This window comes from Chromohalobacter sarecensis (genome assembly GCF_023061135.1).
Lineage (GTDB): Bacteria > Pseudomonadota > Gammaproteobacteria > Pseudomonadales > Halomonadaceae > Chromohalobacter > Chromohalobacter sarecensis.
Map to the genome: position 1 here is coordinate 309846 of NZ_JAKGAN010000002.1, position 17717 is coordinate 327562.

General features: G+C 57.0%; 18 protein-coding genes and 6 tRNA genes. 15 read left to right on the forward strand and 9 right to left on the reverse strand.

Features of this window, described 5'->3' with window-relative positions; all coding sequences use genetic code 11:
- Window positions 1-45: 45 nt before the first annotated feature.
- The 4 genes from htpX to msrB form a co-directional block, all read right to left on the reverse strand.
- Window positions 46-948 carry a protease HtpX gene (gene htpX / locus L1071_RS04310; RefSeq protein WP_246969133.1) on the reverse strand — a complete coding sequence of 301 codons (903 nt, stop codon included), beginning with the start codon at window positions 946-948 and terminating at the stop codon, window positions 46-48.
- 175 nt (window positions 949-1123) lie between these two features.
- A complete protein-coding gene (locus L1071_RS04315) occupies window positions 1124-2356 on the reverse strand; it encodes a pyridoxal phosphate-dependent aminotransferase (protein WP_246896619.1) in 1233 nt (410 codons plus the stop codon).
- Window positions 2357-2515: 159 nt separating this feature from the next.
- A complete protein-coding gene (gene ylqF / locus L1071_RS04320; RefSeq protein WP_246969136.1) occupies window positions 2516-3472 on the reverse strand; it encodes a ribosome biogenesis GTPase YlqF in 957 nt (318 codons plus the stop codon).
- 94 nt (window positions 3473-3566) lie between these two features.
- Window positions 3567-3968 (reverse strand): peptide-methionine (R)-S-oxide reductase MsrB, encoded by a 402-nt coding sequence (gene msrB / locus L1071_RS04325; RefSeq protein WP_246969139.1) that lies wholly within the window; start codon window positions 3966-3968, stop codon window positions 3567-3569.
- Between the two features lie 220 nt (window positions 3969-4188).
- Between msrB and L1071_RS04330 the strand changes: the two genes are divergently transcribed.
- From L1071_RS04330 to L1071_RS04395, 14 genes are all read left to right on the forward strand, one after another.
- Window positions 4189-4264 (forward strand) — tRNA-Glu (locus L1071_RS04330).
- A gap of 23 nt (window positions 4265-4287) precedes the next feature.
- Window positions 4288-4362: transfer RNA gene (locus tag L1071_RS04335), tRNA-Gly, on the forward strand.
- 50 nt (window positions 4363-4412) lie between these two features.
- Window positions 4413-4488 (forward strand) — tRNA-Glu (locus tag L1071_RS04340).
- 39 nt (window positions 4489-4527) lie between these two features.
- A tRNA-Gly gene (locus tag L1071_RS04345) sits at window positions 4528-4602 on the forward strand.
- 105 nt (window positions 4603-4707) lie between these two features.
- Window positions 4708-4783 (forward strand) — tRNA-Glu (locus L1071_RS04350).
- Between the two features lie 127 nt (window positions 4784-4910).
- Window positions 4911-5873, forward strand: coding sequence for an ABC transporter ATP-binding protein (locus L1071_RS04355; protein WP_246969141.1), 963 nt, complete (start codon window positions 4911-4913; stop codon window positions 5871-5873).
- Window positions 5870-6643, forward strand: a complete 774-nt coding sequence (locus L1071_RS04360) for an ABC transporter permease (protein WP_246969143.1) — start codon at window positions 5870-5872, stop codon at window positions 6641-6643. Before L1071_RS04355 ends, L1071_RS04360 begins: the two co-directional genes overlap by 4 nt.
- 1 nt (window position 6644) lies before the next feature.
- Window positions 6645-7478 (forward strand): NADPH-dependent 7-cyano-7-deazaguanine reductase QueF, encoded by an 834-nt coding sequence (queF, locus tag L1071_RS04365; RefSeq protein WP_246969145.1) that lies wholly within the window; start codon window positions 6645-6647, stop codon window positions 7476-7478.
- A gap of 95 nt (window positions 7479-7573) precedes the next feature.
- Entirely contained in the window at window positions 7574-8134 is a 561-nt protein-coding gene (locus L1071_RS04370; RefSeq protein ID WP_246969147.1) for a nitroreductase family protein, read from the forward strand.
- 26 nt (window positions 8135-8160) lie between these two features.
- A complete protein-coding gene (locus L1071_RS04375) occupies window positions 8161-8640 on the forward strand; it encodes a YiiD C-terminal domain-containing protein (protein WP_246969818.1) in 480 nt (159 codons plus the stop codon).
- Between the two features lie 105 nt (window positions 8641-8745).
- A tRNA-Ser gene (locus L1071_RS04380) sits at window positions 8746-8833 on the forward strand.
- 534 nt (window positions 8834-9367) lie between these two features.
- Window positions 9368-10423 (forward strand): PD-(D/E)XK nuclease domain-containing protein, encoded by a 1056-nt coding sequence (locus L1071_RS04385; protein ID WP_246969149.1) that lies wholly within the window; start codon window positions 9368-9370, stop codon window positions 10421-10423.
- The gene (locus tag L1071_RS04390) at window positions 10423-11544 is read left to right on the forward strand and encodes a hypothetical protein (protein ID WP_246969152.1); all 1122 of its coding nucleotides are present in this window, start codon (window positions 10423-10425) and stop codon (window positions 11542-11544) included. The genes L1071_RS04385 and L1071_RS04390 overlap by 1 nt, the downstream gene beginning before the upstream one ends.
- Window positions 11531-12220 carry a phospholipase D-like domain-containing protein gene (locus L1071_RS04395; protein ID WP_246969155.1) on the forward strand — a complete coding sequence of 230 codons (690 nt, stop codon included), beginning with the start codon at window positions 11531-11533 and terminating at the stop codon, window positions 12218-12220. Before L1071_RS04390 ends, L1071_RS04395 begins: the two co-directional genes overlap by 14 nt.
- 349 nt (window positions 12221-12569) lie before the next feature.
- Here the strand turns inward: L1071_RS04395 and L1071_RS04400 are convergent, their stop codons facing one another.
- The 5 genes from L1071_RS04400 to L1071_RS04420 form a co-directional block, all read right to left on the reverse strand.
- The gene (locus tag L1071_RS04400; protein WP_246969158.1) at window positions 12570-12761 is read right to left on the reverse strand and encodes a hypothetical protein; all 192 of its coding nucleotides are present in this window, start codon (window positions 12759-12761) and stop codon (window positions 12570-12572) included.
- 159 nt (window positions 12762-12920) lie between these two features.
- Window positions 12921-13445: a cytochrome b gene (locus tag L1071_RS04405; RefSeq protein WP_246969161.1), complete on the reverse strand. Its 525-nt coding sequence runs from the start codon at window positions 13443-13445 to the stop codon at window positions 12921-12923.
- Between the two features lie 148 nt (window positions 13446-13593).
- The gene (locus tag L1071_RS04410) at window positions 13594-13851 is read right to left on the reverse strand and encodes a hypothetical protein (RefSeq protein ID WP_246969163.1); all 258 of its coding nucleotides are present in this window, start codon (window positions 13849-13851) and stop codon (window positions 13594-13596) included.
- On the reverse strand, window positions 13821-14231 hold the full coding sequence (locus tag L1071_RS04415) for an MFS transporter (RefSeq protein WP_246969166.1): 411 nt from the start codon (window positions 14229-14231) through the stop codon (window positions 13821-13823). Before L1071_RS04415 ends, L1071_RS04410 begins: the two co-directional genes overlap by 31 nt.
- 238 nt (window positions 14232-14469) lie before the next feature.
- A complete protein-coding gene (locus tag L1071_RS04420) occupies window positions 14470-16224 on the reverse strand; it encodes a methyl-accepting chemotaxis protein (RefSeq protein WP_246969169.1) in 1755 nt (584 codons plus the stop codon).
- Between the two features lie 353 nt (window positions 16225-16577).
- On the opposite strand from L1071_RS04420, the gene L1071_RS04425 reads away from it, so the two are divergent.
- The gene (locus L1071_RS04425) at window positions 16578-17579 is read left to right on the forward strand and encodes an aldo/keto reductase (protein ID WP_281504423.1); all 1002 of its coding nucleotides are present in this window, start codon (window positions 16578-16580) and stop codon (window positions 17577-17579) included.
- Window positions 17580-17717 lie beyond the last annotated feature (138 nt).

Sequence of the window (17717 nt, forward strand, 5' to 3'; positions counted from 1 at the left end):
TTCAGGGCCGGTGGGTGTTTTGCGTTGCGCAGTCGCGTGCCGCGATTATTCGCGGTAGGCGCTTTCCTTGAGGGCGCGAATGCGATCGTCCAGCGGCGGGTGGCTGGAAAACAGGCGCTCCATGATCTTGCGTGTCTGGCCGGAGGTGATGGCGAAGGCCGTCAGCGTATCCGGCATCTGGTCCTTCATCTGCGTTTCGGCCTTGAGACGTCCCAGGGCATTGATCATCGCGCCGCTACCGGCAAGCTTGGCACCGGCGGCGTCGGCACGGTATTCGCGGAAGCGCGAGAACCAGGCGACGACGACCGAGGCCACCAGGCCGAAGACGATCTCGGCAACGACGACCACCGCCATGTAACCGAAGAAGCCCAGGCCGCCGCCATCATCGTCACGGCGCAGGAAGCTATCCACCAGTTGCGCGACGACGCGCGCGAAGAACATCACGAAGGTGTTGAGCACGCCCTGAATGAGCGCCAGCGTGACCATGTCGCCATTGGCAACGTGGCCGATCTCGTGCGCTAGTACCGCGCGGATTTCCTCGGGACGCATGCGCTCGAGCAGACCGGCGGATACCGCGACCAGGGCATCGTTCTTGTTCCAGCCCGTGGCGAAGGCGTTGGATTGCTGCGCGGGAAAGATCGCCACCTCGGGCATCTTGATGCCCGCATCCCGCGCCAGCTCGCCGACGGTGTCGAGTAGCCACTGCTCGGTCGCGTTGCTGGGCTGCTCGATCACCTTGGCCTTGGTGCTCTTCTTCGCCATCCATTTGGAGATGAATAGCGAGATCAACGACCCTGCCATGCCGAACACGAAACAGAAGATCAACAGGCTGTTCATGTTGAGCCCGTTGGCGTTGAGATAAGGCTCCACCCCGAGTATTCGCAGGGTGATGCTGGCCACGATCACCACGGCTAGGTTGGTCGCCAGAAACAGCAGGATTCGCATCATCGTTGGGTTCCCTCAATCAGTGAGACAGCAATGGTCATGTCGATTCTTGTTGGCCATTAGATACGGCGTCTGGCCTTGGGTTTCAAGACAAATGTCGATAATCGTTGAAAGTGCGATGATTGCCGCCCGAGCCGGGCATGGCTCGGGCAAGGTCCGGGGCATCGGCGATAGCGTGTTATTGGCGGTAACGTGACAAGAAGTTGGCGAAGCGCTCGAGGGCATCGTCGAGTTGATCGGCCCAAGGCAGGGTGACGATGCGCACATGATCGGGCGTCGGCCAGTTGAAGGCCGTGCCCTGGACCAGCAGGATCTTCTCCTGCAGGAGCAAATCGAGCACCAGCTTCTGATCGTCCTGAATGTTGAAGACCTCGGGGTCGAGACGCGGGAAGGCGTAAAGCGCTCCCTTGGGCTTGACGCAACTGACGCCGGGAATGGCGTTGAGCTTGTCATAGGTGATGTCGCGCTGGGCGAGCAGACGCCCACCGGGTAGCACCAAGTCGTTGATCGACTGATAGCCGCCGAGCGCTGTCTGAATAGCGTGCTGCGCGGGCACATTGGCGCACAGGCGCATCGAGGCCAGCATGTTGAGCCCCTGAATGAAGTCGTCGGCGCGCTGCTTGCCGCGATTCCCGGAGAGAATCATCCAGCCGCTGCGAAACCCGGCGCAGCGATAGCTCTTGGACAGTCCATTGAGCGTCACCACGAGCTGGTCGTCGTCGGCCAGGGCACCGGTGGAGACATGCTCGGCGTCATCGTAGAGGATCTTGTCGTAGATCTCGTCGGAGAACACCACCAGGCCGTGGCGCCGCGCGATCGCCAGCAACTCCTTGACCACTTCCGGCGGATAGACAGCGCCGGTGGGGTTGTTGGGATTGATGATGACGATGGCCTTGGTGCGCGCGGTGATCTTGTCGCGCACATCGTTCAAGTCCGGCGCCCAGTCGGCCTGTTCATCGCACAGGTAATGCACCGGTCGCCCGCCGGAGAGGTTGGCCGATGCCGTCCACAATGGATAGTCGGGCGCGGGAATCAATACCTCGTCGCCGTCGTCAAGCAGCGCCTGCATGGCCATGGCGATCAACTCGGAGACGCCGTTACCGACGAATACATCCTCGACGCTGACGTCGGGAATGCTCTTGCGCTGGCATTCCTGCATGATCGCCTTGCGCGCCGAGTAAAGTCCCTTGGAATCGCAGTAGCCCTGGGCCGTCGGCAAGTTGCGCATCACATCCTGAAGAATCTCTTCGGGAGCTTCGAAACCGAAGGATGCGGGATTGCCGATGTTGAGCTTGAGGATGCGCTGACCTTCGTCTTCGAGCCGCTTGGCGTGGTCGAGTACCGGGCCGCGAATGTCGTAACAGACGTTATCGAGCTTGTGCGATTTCCGAATGGGCGTGTCGGTATCCATGGGGCTTCCGTTTGCTGCGCAGCCGATGGGGTGGAGGCGGTGTTTCCGTACCGTTCGGGGCGGGCTGCCGCGCCGCTTCCTAGCATACCGTGGCGCGCGGGCCACGCAAATGGCCCGCACTGTAATAGGCGATTGAAGTAGAAGGGTAAAAGCCTGGCTTCAGGCCGGGGAAACCGGCTCGTCCAGAGAGGGATCGTCTTCCTCGGGTACGGGAATGTCGTCCGGCGTCTCCAGCGTCAGACGCCCCAGCTTGCCGTCGCGCAGTTCGTGCAGCAGCACTTCGGCGCCGCGGTGCATGTCGACGACACCGCCGGCACGCAGGCCACCCCGCTTGCCGGCGATGGCTTCGACGATGGCCTGGCCATCGAAACCGGCCAGCGCCAGCAGATCACGGTGCGGCGGTCCATCGGCCTCGACGTTGCCGGCATCCGGGTTGGGGGTGTAGGCAGGCAACGTCTTTAGCTTGTAACGCGCCTTGAGGGCCTCCGGATAGCGCTTGGCCAGCTCGGCGGCGGCAACGATGGCAACATCGCTGTATTCCATCGCGGTATCGCGGATCGCGCCGCTGGCCGCCAGGCGATAGGCGCTGGCCTGATCCTCGATCTTTGGCCAGAGCACACCGGGGGTGTCGATCAGCGCAACGCGACCATCAAGGCGTATCTTCTGCTGACGTTTGGTGACCGCCGGCTCGTTGCCGGTCTTGGCGAGCTTCTTGCCGGCCAGGCCGTTGATCAGCGTCGATTTGCCGACGTTGGGAATGCCCATCACCATCACGCGCACGTCGCGGTCGGCGCGCACATGGCCGGCGAGCTCGTGGCACAGCGCGGGAATGCGCTTCAATTCGCGTGACTGGGTGGTAGTGACCGCCAGCGCGCGGATGTCGGGCTGAGCGTTGAAGTGCTCCACCCAGCGCTCGGTCTGCTCAGGATCGGCGAGATCGGCCCGCGAAAGCACCTTGAGCACCGGCTTGTGCTCGGTCAGCTCGGCCAGCATGGGGTTGGCGCTGGAGTAGGGCAGGCGGGCATCGAGGACTTCGAGTACCACGTCGATTTCCGGCAGCGCCTCCGTTATCTGGCGGCGGGCCTTGTGCATGTGTCCGGGATACCAACCCAGCATCGTCTTTACTCCAGCTCAAACAAACGGCCGCCTATGGTAGCAGAGCGGCGGCCGTGACGAATCACTCTCCAGATGCATGATTCATGCAGAGGCATTACTCGCCGGGGTGGAAGTCGAGCGATACCGAGTTGATGCAATAACGCTGCCCGGTGGTCTCCTGCGGGCCGTCGGGGAATACATGTCCCAGATGTGCGTCGCAGCGCCGGCACGTAACCTCGACGCGGCGCATGCCGTGGGTCGTATCCAGGTGTTCCTCGACGCCGGCATCCGCGAGCGGGCGGTCGAAACTCGGCCAGCCACACCCGGAATCGAATTTATGCTCGTTCTCGAAGAGTGGAGCGCCGCAACAGATACAGTGGTAGATGCCTTGTTCGTCGGATACTTGGTGATCGCCGGTGAAAGGGCGTTCGGTGCCTTTCTCGCGCGTCACACGATACTGCTCGGGCGTTAACTGCTGCTGCCATTCTTGCTCGCTTTTGTGCGTTTTGTCGCTCATTGCCGCCTCCTGCATTGTGAGTGTCGTGATGCGTCATGCCGATGCCGAACGCCCTTATATAGCATGAGGGATGTCGCGGCCTAGTAGCGGCAGTGAACGCTACTTGGCTTACAATATGGGGACAAAGTGACCATGAGAAAAGGGTGTCGTGACAGAGGGTTGACACCCGCGGGGGTGCCCAGTAATATACGCCGCACCTCGACGAGGCGAGTGATGACACGTCCCATTCGTCTAGTGGCCTAGGACACTGCCCTTTCACGGCAGTAACAGGGGTTCGAACCCCCTATGGGACGCCAACTCACCTCGTGTGGCTGGAAATGCGGGAATAGCTCAGCGGTAGAGCATCGCCTTGCCAAGGCGAGGGTCGGGAGTTCGAATCTCCTTTCCCGCTCCAATTTTTGGTAGCATCCGATAGGCAGTATTGCCTGTCACGCTCCAAAATGCGTCCCATTCGTCTAGCGGTCTAGGACACTGCCCTTTCACGGCAGTAACAGGGGTTCAAACCCCCTATGGGACGCCACTTCCAGTTTGTGGTCGCAGTAGCAGTATTGTTCGTGATGCGGGAATAGCTCAGCGGTAGAGCATCGCCTTGCCAAGGCGAGGGTCGGGAGTTCGAATCTCCTTTCCCGCTCCAGTTTTTGGTAGTAGCAAAACGGTAAGTGAGGGTCGGGAGCTGGTGTGCCAGCCCAGTCGAATCTCCTTTCCCGCTTCAACAACTCCCCCCCTTCTGTATTGATACGTCCCATTCGTCTAGTGGCCTAGGACACTGCCCTTTCACGGCAGTAACAGGGGTTCGAACCCCCTATGGGACGCCACTTCGCCTTCTCATTGTTTGCCTTGCCGCGCAGTGCATCGTTCGAGGCATTGATTTTTCTCGATGTGCCCGCATTGTCAGCTGTCTTTGCAAGGTTTCTTTCGAATATCAAGAATTGGGTGCGCCAGATGGCAGAACCAGCACTGTCCATCCGCGGGCTGACCAAGGTCTACGGTAATGGTTTCCATGCCCTCAAGGGCATCGATCTCGACGTCGCCGAAGGCGACTTTTTTGCGTTGCTCGGCCCTAACGGTGCGGGCAAATCTACCACCCTAGGGGTCGTCTCGTCCCTGGTGCAGAAGACCGGTGGCAGCGTGAGCGTGTTCGGTATCGATATCGACCGCGACTTCGCCAAGGCCAAGTATCACCTCGGCGTGGTGCCGCAGGAATTCAACTTCAATCAGTTCGAGAAGGTCGAGGACATCGTCCTGACCCAAGCCGGCTACTACGGCATGCCGATGCGCGAGGCCAAGCCCCGCACCGAGCAGTTGCTGCGCGATCTCGGCCTTTGGGACAAGCGCAAGGGCAGCGCGCGAATGCTTTCGGGGGGCATGAAGCGTCGCCTGATGATTGCGCGCGCGTTGATTCATCGCCCACGGCTTTTGATTCTCGATGAGCCCACCGCCGGGGTGGATATCGAGCTGCGCCGCAGCATGTGGGAATTCATGAAGCGCATCAATCGTGAAGGCACCACCATCATCCTCACCACGCATTATCTGGAAGAGGCCGAGAGTCTGTGCCGTAACATTGCCATCATCAATCATGGCGATATCGTCCAGAACACCAGCGTGCGTGACCTGCTGGCCCAGCTCAATACCGAGACCTTCCTGCTCGATCTGGCGCATCCGGTCGAGACCGCGCCGACGCTTGAAGGCTTCAGCGTGGAACGTGTCGATGCCACGCAACTGGCACTTTCCGTCGAGCGTGGTCAGCGGCTCAACGACGCCTTCGCGCAATTCTCCGCGCAGGGCTTCGAAATCGTCTCGATGCGCAACCGTGCCAACCGTCTGGAGGAGATGTTCGTGTCGATGGTCGAACACGCCAATGCCGAAAGCGGCCGATCCACCGACAAGGTGGAGGTGCGCTCATGAACGCCTGGCAGACCTGGATCGCCCTGTGGACGCTGGTGACCAAGGAAGTGCGCCGCTACATGCGTATCTGGCCGCAGACCCTGTTGCCGCCGTCGATCACCATGACCATGTACTTCATCATCTTCGGCAACCTGATCGGCTCGCGCATTGGGCCCATGGACGATATCCCCTATATCGATTACATCGTCCCCGGGCTGATCATGATGGCGGTAATCACCAACAGCTATTCCAACGTGGCTTCGAGCTTCTTCTCCAACAAGTTCCAGCGTAGCGTCGAGGAGATGATGGTCTCGCCGATGCCCAACTGGGTGATCCTCGCCGGTTTCGTGGTTGGCGGGGCGTCGCGCGGTCTGGCGGTAGGCTTGATCGTCACCGTGGTGTCGATGTTCTTCACCGACCTTTCGATTCATCATCCCTTAGTGACCATCGCCGTGGTGATCATGACGGCGTTGCTGTTCTCCATCGGCGGCTTCATCAACGCCCTGGTGGCGAACAAGTTCGACGACATCTCGATCGTGCCGATCTTCGTGCTGACGCCGCTGACGTATCTGGGCGGGGTGTTCTATTCGATCCATATGCTGCCGGATTTCTGGCAAGGCGTGTCGATGATCAACCCCATCCTGTACATGGTGAACGCTTTCCGTTACGGCATTCTCGGCGTCTCGGACATTCCGGTCGGCGGGGCGCTGGTGGCCATCGCCGTATTCATCGTGGTGTTTTTCATGGCGGGTCTGTGGATGCTCGAGCGTGGCAAGGGGATTCGTAGCTGACATGAATGAACGCGCCGATACGCTCGAGCATGCGCCGCTAGGACGCGAGTCCGCGTATCCCGAGCACTACGATGCCGGCTTGCTGTTTCCCATTCCCCGGCAGGCCAATCGCGCCCCGCTGGGCCTCGACGATGCCGCGCTGCCGTTCGTCGGTGAGGACGAATGGCACGCCTTCGAGCTTTCCTGGTTGGACGTAAAGGGTAAGCCGCATGTCGCGGTGGCCCGGTTTCGACTGCCCGCCGATTCGCCGTCGCTGATCGAGTCGAAATCCTGGAAGCTGTATCTCAACAGCTTCAATCAGACGCATTTCGATAGCCGTGCAGCGGTGGTCGAGACCCTCGAGCGTGATCTGGCCCAGGCGGCGGGCGCGCCGGTCACGGTAGAGCTGTTCGGCGTCGAGGACGAGGCCCTGACCCCGCGTGCGCTGCCCGGCGAGTGTCTGGATGACCTCGATGTGAGCATCGAGCACTACACGCCGACGCCCGAACTGCTCGACGTGGGCGAAGAGATCGTCGAGGAAACGCTGCACTCGCACCTGCTCAAGTCCAACTGCCCGGTGACCGGTCAGCCCGACTGGGGCAGCGTGCTGATTCGCTATCGCGGCCCCAAACTGGTGCGCGAGGCGCTGCTCAAGTACTTGATTTCCTACCGCCAGCATCAGGACTTTCACGAGCACTGCGTCGAGCACCTGTTCGTCGATCTCATGGCGCGGGCCCGGCCGGAGCGGCTGCTGGTCATGGCGCGCTACGTGCGGCGCGGCGGGCTGGATATCAGCCCCTGGCGTGGCACTCCCGGCGAGCGCCCCCCCTTGCCGCTACGCCTCGCGCGTCAGTAGACGGAATTTTTGCCGGAAAGCGAGCGCCAGCGTCATTGAACGCTCGCGCCGCCGACCGCATATCGTCATTACAGTCAACGGCCAAGGAGACGCCCGTGGAGGCGATGACCCTTCTTCATGAACGTAGCTCGATGGGAAAACTGGCCGCGCCTGCCCCTGATCGTGCGCAGTTGGATGCACTCTATCGTGCCGCGTTGCGAGCCCCCGATCACGATGGCCTGATGCCCTGGCGGTTCATCGAATTCTCTGGCGAGGGGCTCGACCGACTGGGCGAGCTTTACGCCAAGGCCGAGCAGCGACTCAATCCGCATATCGATGACGGCCACCTCGACGCCGCGCGCAAGAAGCCCAAGCGGGCGCCGTTGCTGATCGCAGTGATCGCCAAGGTCACGCCGGATCACCCCAAAGTGCCGCGTATCGAACAGGTGCTCTCTGCGGGCTGTGCAGCGCATGGCATCCTGCTTGCCGCGCAGGCGCAAGGCCTGGGCGCCATGTGGCGCACCGGCCACTACGCCTTCGATCCCACCGTGCGTGAAGGCCTTGGCCTCGCCGATGACGACGAACTGGTCGGCTTTCTCTACCTCGGACAGATGGGCGGGCGCCACAAGCCGCTGCCCGAGCGCGATCCCGAAGACTTCGTCGAGCGCTGGTCGTGAACGATACACCGCGTCAACCGGGGGTGATGCATCCCCGCTTGCCGTTGCCCGAGGCAGGCGGTGGGGAAGACCTCGAAACCTTTTTCGTCTGGCTGCGCGAGGCGATCCCTCAAGTCGCGCATTACGGCATCCAACAGCCCGCCTGGGATGATTCAGTACTCAGCTGGCGGGTAGCGCTGGCTGACAACCTCAACGACAAAGGCACCGGCTTCGGCGGTGCACTTGCCGGTGAGACCACCTTGCTTGGCTGGTGCTGGACGACGCTCTGGCTACGTGCCCAGGGCAGGGCGCAAGACGTGGTGATTGCCGAAGGCCAGCAGCGTTTTCTCGCCCCCGTGACGACCGACTACCACATGCAGTGCTTTCCCCTTGAAGCCGACGGTATTGCCAGGCTCGATACCGCGCTCAGCGAGAAAGGGCGAGGGCGCATCAAGCTCGTGCAGCGCGTCTACTGCGGCGACACTCTCTGCATGGAAGCTCAAGGCAGCTACGCCGTACTCAAGTGATTCTCCGCAGAAGGGAAAATCGCTTGCAAAACAGTACTTAGCTCGATAGTATGTGCGCCGTTCTGACGGAGAAGGCCAAGGCCCTCCGACGGGACAACAATTTGCGGAGGGGTGTCCGAGTGGTCGAAGGAGCGCGCCTGGAAAGCGCGTAAGTCGAAAGGCTTCGAGGGTTCGAATCCCTCCCCCTCCGCCAGAATTTAGAAAAGCCGCTGAGCCATCAGCGGCTTTTTTGTGTCTGCCTTTTGGAAGGTCTGCTCCGCACTTCCCGGCTCCCGCCCTCGCTTTCGTTTTCACCGCCATCCCCGTTTGGTCGCATATCCGCTCATTTAGGAATGACAGCGACCTTGGCTTTCGGTAGTGTTTCCTAAGTGTGCTGAGTGGCAGTATGTTTGGGAGCGATGGGCTTGGTAACTCCAGCTTTCTATCGAGTCATTTCACATAGCGTGCATTGTGCCGTTGGAGTCGGTAACCAGAGTCTACAGGATGACCTGAGGCCCCTGCGGATATCCCCAAGGCGTGTTCCTGCTGCTCGTGCACGCCGAGTGACGTATCCAGCGCGTCGCCCTGGCTGCTGATCAGCGACAACCCGTGCTATGAGAAGGAATTGATCGAGCCACAGGACATGGAAGACGTGGAGACCATAGGGCGGTCTGAGATTCGGATTGGGCGGGTTAGTTGATGAATATTTTAATTAAATTTAGATGATTGTTTCGCAGGGGACGCATATATGGCGGGAGAGACTTCAAACATATCTCAGATGGCCAATAAGGTTTCTGAGGAAATATTTAAGCATTTCAGGTGGGAGTGCTTGAATCTCAAGGACGAAAACTTCCCATGTGCAAAGCCGAATAAGCATAGCACAAAAGATGAGTATACACACCCTGTGGATGTTGTGTTTTATTACACTGATCCGTACACAAATAAAAGGGTGTTTTTTAATGCCGATCTCAAGAGCTATAAAAGAGATTCAATTAATCCTTCTTCAATCAGGAATGCCCTGAGGTCTTTGGCCAAAGCTATTGACTGTGCTCGTGTTAGTCCTGTTTGGAGAGACCGTTACTCGTATATGCAAGATGAGCAGCCTGAAGTTAGAGGCATGCTATTTGTGTATAATCATGACGGGGAGTTTCATAAACATTTTTATAGTTATATAAGGCCTCCAGATGATGAAGGTAAAAAAAGAGGGGTTAATTTAGGCAAGCTTCCGTTAGAGAAGAATCAGCAAATTCACATTGTTGATCCTAAGCTTATATCCTATCTTATTACTATCGTTAATGATATGAAGGTGCTTCATTTTGATGGAACCTTCCCCAAGAAAAATTATTCTTTCTTTTATCCGGACCTTAGGCTTCACAAGACACACGGTGAGTCATCCTCAAGGCCAGCTACAATCGAGATGTTGACTGGCCCTTTTTTGATTATTAAGCACGAAGTTGCGAAACGCTTTGATGAAAGTACTGGCGAGCAAATAGGCGAGTACCCGATGGGCTTTGTTGTCTATTACAATCGATCGGGTAGTACTCATCATGAGTTTATGTACTTTTTTGATATGCTTTCTAACTATCAGCTTTTGGAAAGTGGCCTTAAGATTAGAGTTAGAGTTGCTTGTGATGAGTGTAGCAGCGAGATGATTTCTAATTTCAGTAAAGCTATTGATGCATATTCCCAAGCTTGGGGGTTCGATGGTTATAAGAAAGGGTTGCTACAAGAGATTGAGATAGAAAGAGTCGAAACTGTCAAAAAAGTTTTCAGCTCGGTTGATATTGGCTGGAGAGATAGCTGATGAAGTCTGGTAATATCTATTGCGCTAACGATAAGTCGCTTTCTGATGCGATTAAGCAATCACAAGTAACGAAGTCGGATATCGTTGATCTTTTTTACTCCAGAGGTATTTTGGTTTCTTCAGAAACCAAGCGTGATAATTTAGCAAATTATTTTTCAATGTTTGTCCATGATTATTATGACTATGAAAAACTGGCTCGCACTTTGGACTCTAGAAATTATAGAGATAAGTCCACGGTTTCTTATGTTCCAGCAGAAAAATTTTCAATCGAGCAAGTGGAAGAGGCTGCTCACGACATATCAGAAAATCTAGGCGCGTACGATGCTTCATGTCACATAAATCGCGTAGGTGATGTTGTCGAGGTTTCGCTTAAGTATAGAGTTTTAAATTTTAATGTTAACGAGTTTAGGCAGGTTTCTGAGCGTGAAGCAAGCATTAATCTAAGCATAGAAAATGGTGCCCTTTGCATCAGGAGGCCCCACACTGAAACAGTCCAAGAGATTACAGATCTTTTTATAAACGCGTTATCAAATAATGTTGATGAAGATGTTGATGTGAGCACTATTAATATGGAGGGGGTTAGAGATCCTTTGTTCAGAACTCAGTTTTTTGAGCGTCTTGTTCATAATTTAGAGGATCTGAAACATTACGATGTTTCAGATGTGTATATTTATCATCCTAAAAATGTAGATGATGAGCCTGAAGAAGACAGTTTTGAAGATCAAGATAGTGAGTCATTAGACCCGGTTGATACCGGTGTTCATATAAAGAAAGCTTCCCTCAAAGGGGAAAAGGTTTTGCATTCGGATGAGCTGAGGGGGCTTTACGATCGAGGGTTTTATATTTGGAAAATTGTTTGGCAGTCAAAAGGGAAGTTTCACGACTCTGATGTTTATGAGTTTGAGGCTCAGTTCTCCGATCCTGAGAAGTTTAGAAATTTTTCTTATTTGGCGAAAGGTTATTATGGATATAAAGCAGGAGGGGAGTATAATAAGCATAGGAAGAGATTTGACAATCAGCAGGAGCGGGCTTTAGGTAAAAAGATAGAAGAAGCCGCGCGCTGTGCTATAGAAGAAGTGATGGAGGAAGATGGCGAGGAGATCGAGGATGTTGAAAGCTAAGATTGTCAACTTGCGTATTGGCAAGTCTCTTGATGGACTGGTGGAGGCTTTGTCTCACTATTATTATAGTAGTGAACAAGAAAAAGGTTTTGAGATTTTTGAATACGACAAGAGCTCCTTGAAAGCCAAGTTTGTAAAAAAGGTTATCTATAGCGAGCTGGTTGTTGATCCCTACGGAGATGAGTCGGAAGTTGAAACAATAAGGTTTGAGGAGTGTGTTTTTTCGATATTTTCCCATGATGACTGCTTCTTTTTGGTGGTTTATAATCCGCCCAGAACACTGAAGTCTTTGATTTCATCGTTGTCTGATGCCATACGAACAGGAGTTTATGTCCGCACTATCGAGGTCGATATAAGTGGATTCTTATCCGCTTTGGGTGAGTCTGCTGAGCTCGAGGTTGATAGCATAGATAGGTTGCAAGCAAAAAAGATTGTTGTTAATGAGTCATCAAGAGCAGATATTGTATTTACGTCGGCAAAAAATGCATTTGAGGATGCTGTTTCTTTTTTGAAAAACAAAGAATTTTTTATTGGGAAAGTGCGTATACAGCTTCATACAGGCTATAGACGTGGTCGTATGGAAGTGTCATCGTCTGCTTCGTTTGGATGTAGTGAAAAAATATTTGATGAGGTTTTAAACTTTTTTTTGTTGTATTTGCGTACGCAGGATTGGTAAGTTTTTATATAAGTCGATGATTTTTGGATTTTTACGCCTGAGTTTTTCTCGGGTGTTATTTTTTCGATATGAGTGATTTTTATCTGGCTACTGGCTCTCTCCGAGCTGATCAAGTTAACTGACTCTTCTCGTCAGTGATCGCTGACATTGCCAACTCTCCGGCGGCGCTAGGCTGAAACGCATGCCGTCAGGCACCTGCGCGCTTCAGGAGAAGCCCGCCGCCAGGGACGCCATTGCGTACTTAGCATGGGTCGTGGCAGGCCATGGAAGGCCGGCTTCAAGTTTTCACCGTTTTCAATTCTCCCTATTGCGTGGTTCATCTATGTGTGCGGTGCGAACTGAGCAGGTGCTAGGCGGCGTTCTTGTGTGGCACAAGCAGGCGCACCGTGCCCTTGCTCATCTTCCCATTGAGCTCGCCCAAGACGGTCATCAACTTGCGCTCCCGCTGGGCTCTCCGTTCCGGCGCGTCGCGGCTGAACGCGGGGAAAGGAATTGGCAGGACGATATCCAGTGAACTCTCTGGGTACGCTGAATACGTCATACAGCCGGCATCCGCGTCAGGTCTCCTTTAGGCCCCGCATATGGCGGCACAGCGCTTTCAGGTTCATCTGACCAAACTCGTCCAGTGCGTCATCTGATCGAGCAACGGCAGGGAAGTAGGCCATCAAGGGGGCGCTAGACGATACGACACCGTGAACGCTTAGCGCCCGAGCATCCGATCTAGCGTGTCGTCGCGCCTAATCAACCGGTGATAACCCGCCATGACGATATGTCCGGTCACCAGCGCGGAGAGGAACCAGGAAAGAGGCACATGGATTTGGCCGAATGCGGCGGCCCAGGGCACATCGGCGTCGGTCCAATACGTCGTATCGAATACAGAGATGCCGTAGCCCGATCCCCAAGTGAATGCCATACCCGACAGCGGCATCAGCAACAGCACTAGATACATCAGCGCGTGACCCCATATCGCCGCCTTTTGAAGTGCGCCATGGTGCTCTGGCCGGTGTCTGAGTTGCGAGATGGCCCACAGCGTGCGTATGGCCATCAATGTCAGAATGCCGACGCCAATGGTCGTATGCCACTGGACGACAGCCTGACTGTAGACGTTCCCCTCCCACAGAATATTGAAGAACACGCTGGTCAGTTGAAGAATGACCAGAATCGCGATGAGCCAGTTCAGGCATCGCGTGATGCTGCCGTAGTGGCTGGGTGAATCACTCAACATGACGTCAATCCACATTAACAAGAATACTTAACATTCTCATCTTTGGACTCGGGTGTCCTCATCGATGTTCTTACTACGTGGTGTTTCACCCAGCTTTTGTAGTACTGCTAATTCTTGAGGCCCCGCTATTTAAAGCGAATCGACCCCGTCACTTTGCCTGGCGATCGAACCGCAGTGCGGTTCTCAGCGCTATCTGCCCGATAATGGCGGCCGTGGCCAGCACCATGGCCGCTGCCTGAGCCGGATTGTCACCCAGTCCGGCGAGCGCGGTACACAGGGCGCCGATGCCCATCTGAGCAAATCCGTAGAGGCCGGCGGCCGAGCCCACAACCTTGGGGTTGATGCCGACGGCCAGCGTCAGTGCCGTTGGGCCGGTCATGCCCACGCCCAGCGTGAACAGCAGCATCGAAGCCTCAAGGGTGACGACGGATGCCCAGCCGGCGAACACGACGACCAGCATCGAGATGCCTCCGGCCAGGCGACGATGCCGGCCACGCTGTAGATCAGCATGCCCAGCATCAGTGCGGGTCTTCTACCTAGCGCATCGGACAATGGCCCATAGAAGAGTTGCCCGAGCGCCAGCCCCAGAATGTAGAGGCTGATCGTCAACTGCATCTGGGCGTTATTGGCGTGCAAAGCCTCGCCGGCAATGGGTAGCGATGGCACGAAGATATGCATGGCCAATGTGCCGGCCAGCGTGATGAGCACCAGCATCCATAACGCCGGCACCGCACGTGCGGGAGTGCCCGTGTCGGGGGAGGGCGTCGAAGTGGCGGGGTCGGTCACGAAGCGCCTCGTGAAGGTGACATGAGAGTCTGCCATAATTAAATAGCGCGATAGCCATTAGCACCTTACGCGAATTGGCGTTGTATGACTATTTGACCAAAGCCTAGCGAATGTTCGAGGGCGGATTCGCGAGAAACAACCATTTCCCGATGTCTCGCCCGAGTGACGGACATTTGTCGGCCACTCGGTATTGCGAGTGAAGCGCGGTTCCGCTTGTCGGGATATCATTCGTACAAACCTAGAACGCTTCCCAGTCATCCCCCTCGCTGGATACCGGCGACTTGGTTTTCTCGCTTCGCACCGGTGTCGAGTGTACCGCCGGCTGCGTTGCAGGTGGACGAGATGCCGACGATCCCTCGTCCTCGCCGAGCACGAAGCCGTTGATCAATTGGCTCAGGCGCTGGGCGTGTTCGCGCATGGCGTCGGCGCTGGCGGCGGTATGCTGGACCATGGCGGCGTTCTGCTGGGTCATGGTGTCCATTTCCGTCACCGCGACATTGACTTGGCTGATGCCACTGCTTTGCTCCCGCGCGCCCGCGCTGATCTCGCCGATCACATCGGTGACGCGTGCCACGCTGGTGACGATCTCCTGCATGGTCTCGCCCGCATTGCGCACCAGTTCGGTGCCCGAGCGCGTGTACGTGACAGAGGTATCGATCAGCTCGCGTATCTCCCGCGAGGCCTCGCTGGAGCGGCTGGCGAGCGTGCGTACTTCCTCGGCGACCACGGCGAAACCGCGACCGTGTTCGCCGGCGCGGGCCGCTTCCACCGAGGCGTTGAGTGCCAGGATATTGGTCTGGAAGGCGATCGAGTCGATCATGGTGATGATCTCGCCGATCTTGGTCGCCGAGGCGTTGATATCGTTCATGGTGCGCTCGACCTGGTTCATCGAGGTTTCGCCCCGACGTGCCACGTCGGCCGTGGTCTGGGCCAATTGATTGGCCTGCTGTGCCGATTCGGCGCTATGCGTGACGGTGGAGGTGATCTCTTCCATCGAGGCCGAGGTTTCCTGCAGGTTGGCGGCAGCCTGGTCGGTACGTGTTGCCAATTCTTCGCTACCGCGGGCAATTTCTTCCGAGGCGCGAGTAACATGGGTGGTGCTGGTGCGCACCTCGCGCAGGGTCTCTTGCATGCGTGCCACGAAGGCATTGAACTGGGTCGCCAGCTCGCCGACCTCGTCGCGACTTTCAACTGTGAGGCGTAGGGTCAGGTCCCCCTTGCCCTGGGCGATGTCCTGCATGGCATGTGCGGTGCGGCGGATGGGTTGAATGGTGCGCCGGGTCAGCCAGTAGGCGATGAGGGCAACGATGACGAAGATGGCTGCACCGATCAGTACGGTAGCGATCAGCACTCTGCGCAGTTCGGCCGCTTGGGTAGCCTCGACAGCGACCATGGCCGCGTCGATTCCGGTGACATAAGTGCCGGCGCCCAGCATCCAGTTCCACTTGTCGATACCGGCGGCGTAGGAATACTTGGTTTCGGTCTCGCCGCTGTCTGGATGCGGCCAGGCGTACTGGTAATGACCGCCCCCTTGCTTGGCGAGGTCGATCATGTCGCTGATCAGCAGATTGCCGTGCTTGTCCTGAGTCTCGATGGCATTCTGGCCGATGCTCTCCGGCTTCACCGGCTGCACCAGCGTAGTCCCCTGATAGTCATAGACGAAGACATAGTTGTTGCCGTCGAAACGCATGCTGCTGAGGATCTCCTTGGCGCGGGCCTGAGCTTCGGCATCGTCGGGACCGGCCTCGGCGACGATTGGCGCAATGGCAGACTTGGCGGTTTCTATGACGTTCTGTACGGCGGCTTTACGCGATTCGACCAACATGTCGCGCTGCTCGGCCAGCGCATTGCGCGATGCCTGCGTCAGGTCGTAGGCGACTACCCCGATCAGGGTGACAGTCACCAGGAAGAGTGGCACCAGAACCAGCAGCAGAACCTTGCCCTGCAGGCTTAGCGAAATACCGCGGTGCGCCCCGTGTTTTGTCGTGGCCATCCAGACGACCTCCCGTACTCAGCGTGAATGCTTCATTTCATTGTTTATCGGCATACACGAGAGCGTCTGGATGCGACTTTGGTTAACTATACTTAAGTCGCCCTCCCGTCAGATTCATGGGGCGTACTAAGCGTGCAGACTACCGGCGCCTGGTCATCGAGTTCCTTTGCCAATGCACCGCCCTTAAGATGCTTGATGGACTTGGCAGTGGTGAATGCGCTCCAGAAACGCCAGCCGAAGCTTTTCAACACCTGTGGAACCGCAGCCTTGCATGCCGTTATTTTGCTAAGCTGTGTCTCTGTCATCCCGGCTGCTGGTCGGTCTTTATGCCACTCGTTTACAAGGATTCCCCCATGCCGAATGTGTTATCTCTTCTGGAGGAGGCTGCGTCGCCGATTATCGGGCTTGGTTGCATGAACTTGTCCCATGGCTATGGGACGCCGGTGCCGGAGGACGAAGGGGTGCGGGCGTTGCAGGCGGCATTCGAGATGGGTTATCGCCATTTCGATACCGCGACGCTTTACGGAGCGACGGCGAATGAGTCGCTGGTGGGCAAGGCGCTCGAGGGGCGGCGCGATCAGTTGCTGCTGGCCAGCAAGTGCGGCATGGCGATCGATCCGGCATTGGGGCGCAAGGTGATCGATGGGCGTCCCGAGACGCTGCGCCGCCAGTGCGAGGCGAGCTTGCAGCGCCTGCGTACCGATCGGCTGGATCTCTATTACCTGCATCGCATGGATCGTCAGGTGCCCATCGAGGAGAGCGTCGGGGCGTTGGGGCGACTGGTCGAGGAGGGCAAGCTACGTGCGGTGGGGCTTTCCGAGGTCTCCGCCGAGACGCTACGCCGTGCCCACGCCGAGTATCCGGTGGCGGCGGTGCAGTCGGAATATTCGCTGTGGACGCGCAACCCTGAGATCGCCTTGCTTGAAGCCTGTCGCGAACGAGGCACCACGCTGGTGGCGTTCAGCCCGTTGGGCCGGGGCTTTCTGGCGGATGCAGTGCCGGACCCGGCGCGTCTGGAGGAAAGCGACATGCGCCGCGGCATGCCGCGCTTCAGCGACGAGCATTATCCGCACAATCAGCGCCTGCTGGCGGATTTTACTGCGCTGGCCGATGAGCTGGAGATAACGCCGGGACAATTGGCGCTGGCGTGGGTGAAGGCGCAAGGTGCGGATATCGTGCCCATCCCCGGCACGCGTGATGTCGCGCACATGCGCGAGAACCTGGCAGCCGAGACATTGCAATTGGATGCTGCATCGCTCACCACGTTGAATGCCATGATGACGCCCGATCAAGTGCGTGGCGGACGCTACAACGATGCTCAGCAGGCGGATGTCGATACCGAAGAGTTTGCGTGATGCAAGGCGCTGTCAGCGTTAAACGTACATCGCGTGTCAGATATCACTGACAGGTAAACGTCGCCATACCGCCTATGATGAATGTACGGCAAAGGACACGCCGTGCAAATGCCCGGCTAGGATGGCCGGGTTTTTTTT

What these genes read in the sequence shown, in the direction of transcription:
- htpX (WP_246969133.1), bottom strand. Translation starts at nt 948, where the DNA reads ATGATGCGAATCCTGCTGTTTCTGGCGACCAACCTAGCCGTGGTGATC.
- L1071_RS04315 (WP_246896619.1), bottom strand. Translation starts at nt 2,356, where the DNA reads ATGGATACCGACACGCCCATTCGGAAATCGCACAAGCTCGATAACGTC.
- ylqF (WP_246969136.1), bottom strand. Translation starts at nt 3,472, where the DNA reads ATGCTGGGTTGGTATCCCGGACACATGCACAAGGCCCGCCGCCAGATA.
- msrB (WP_246969139.1), bottom strand. Translation starts at nt 3,968, where the DNA reads ATGAGCGACAAAACGCACAAAAGCGAGCAAGAATGGCAGCAGCAGTTA.
- L1071_RS04355 (WP_246969141.1), top strand. Translation starts at nt 4,911, where the DNA reads ATGGCAGAACCAGCACTGTCCATCCGCGGGCTGACCAAGGTCTACGGT.
- L1071_RS04360 (WP_246969143.1), top strand. Translation starts at nt 5,870, where the DNA reads ATGAACGCCTGGCAGACCTGGATCGCCCTGTGGACGCTGGTGACCAAG.
- queF (WP_246969145.1), top strand. Translation starts at nt 6,645, where the DNA reads ATGAATGAACGCGCCGATACGCTCGAGCATGCGCCGCTAGGACGCGAG.
- L1071_RS04375 (WP_246969818.1), top strand. Translation starts at nt 8,161, where the DNA reads ATGCATCCCCGCTTGCCGTTGCCCGAGGCAGGCGGTGGGGAAGACCTC.
- L1071_RS04385 (WP_246969149.1), top strand. Translation starts at nt 9,368, where the DNA reads ATGGCGGGAGAGACTTCAAACATATCTCAGATGGCCAATAAGGTTTCT.
- L1071_RS04390 (WP_246969152.1), top strand. Translation starts at nt 10,423, where the DNA reads ATGAAGTCTGGTAATATCTATTGCGCTAACGATAAGTCGCTTTCTGAT.
- L1071_RS04395 (WP_246969155.1), top strand. Translation starts at nt 11,531, where the DNA reads ATGTTGAAAGCTAAGATTGTCAACTTGCGTATTGGCAAGTCTCTTGAT.
- L1071_RS04400 (WP_246969158.1), bottom strand. Translation starts at nt 12,761, where the DNA reads ATGACGTATTCAGCGTACCCAGAGAGTTCACTGGATATCGTCCTGCCA.
- L1071_RS04405 (WP_246969161.1), bottom strand. Translation starts at nt 13,445, where the DNA reads ATGTTGAGTGATTCACCCAGCCACTACGGCAGCATCACGCGATGCCTG.
- L1071_RS04410 (WP_246969163.1), bottom strand. Translation starts at nt 13,851, where the DNA reads ATGCTGCTGTTCACGCTGGGCGTGGGCATGACCGGCCCAACGGCACTG.
- L1071_RS04420 (WP_246969169.1), bottom strand. Translation starts at nt 16,224, where the DNA reads ATGGCCACGACAAAACACGGGGCGCACCGCGGTATTTCGCTAAGCCTG.
- L1071_RS04425 (WP_281504423.1), top strand. Translation starts at nt 16,578, where the DNA reads ATGCCGAATGTGTTATCTCTTCTGGAGGAGGCTGCGTCGCCGATTATC.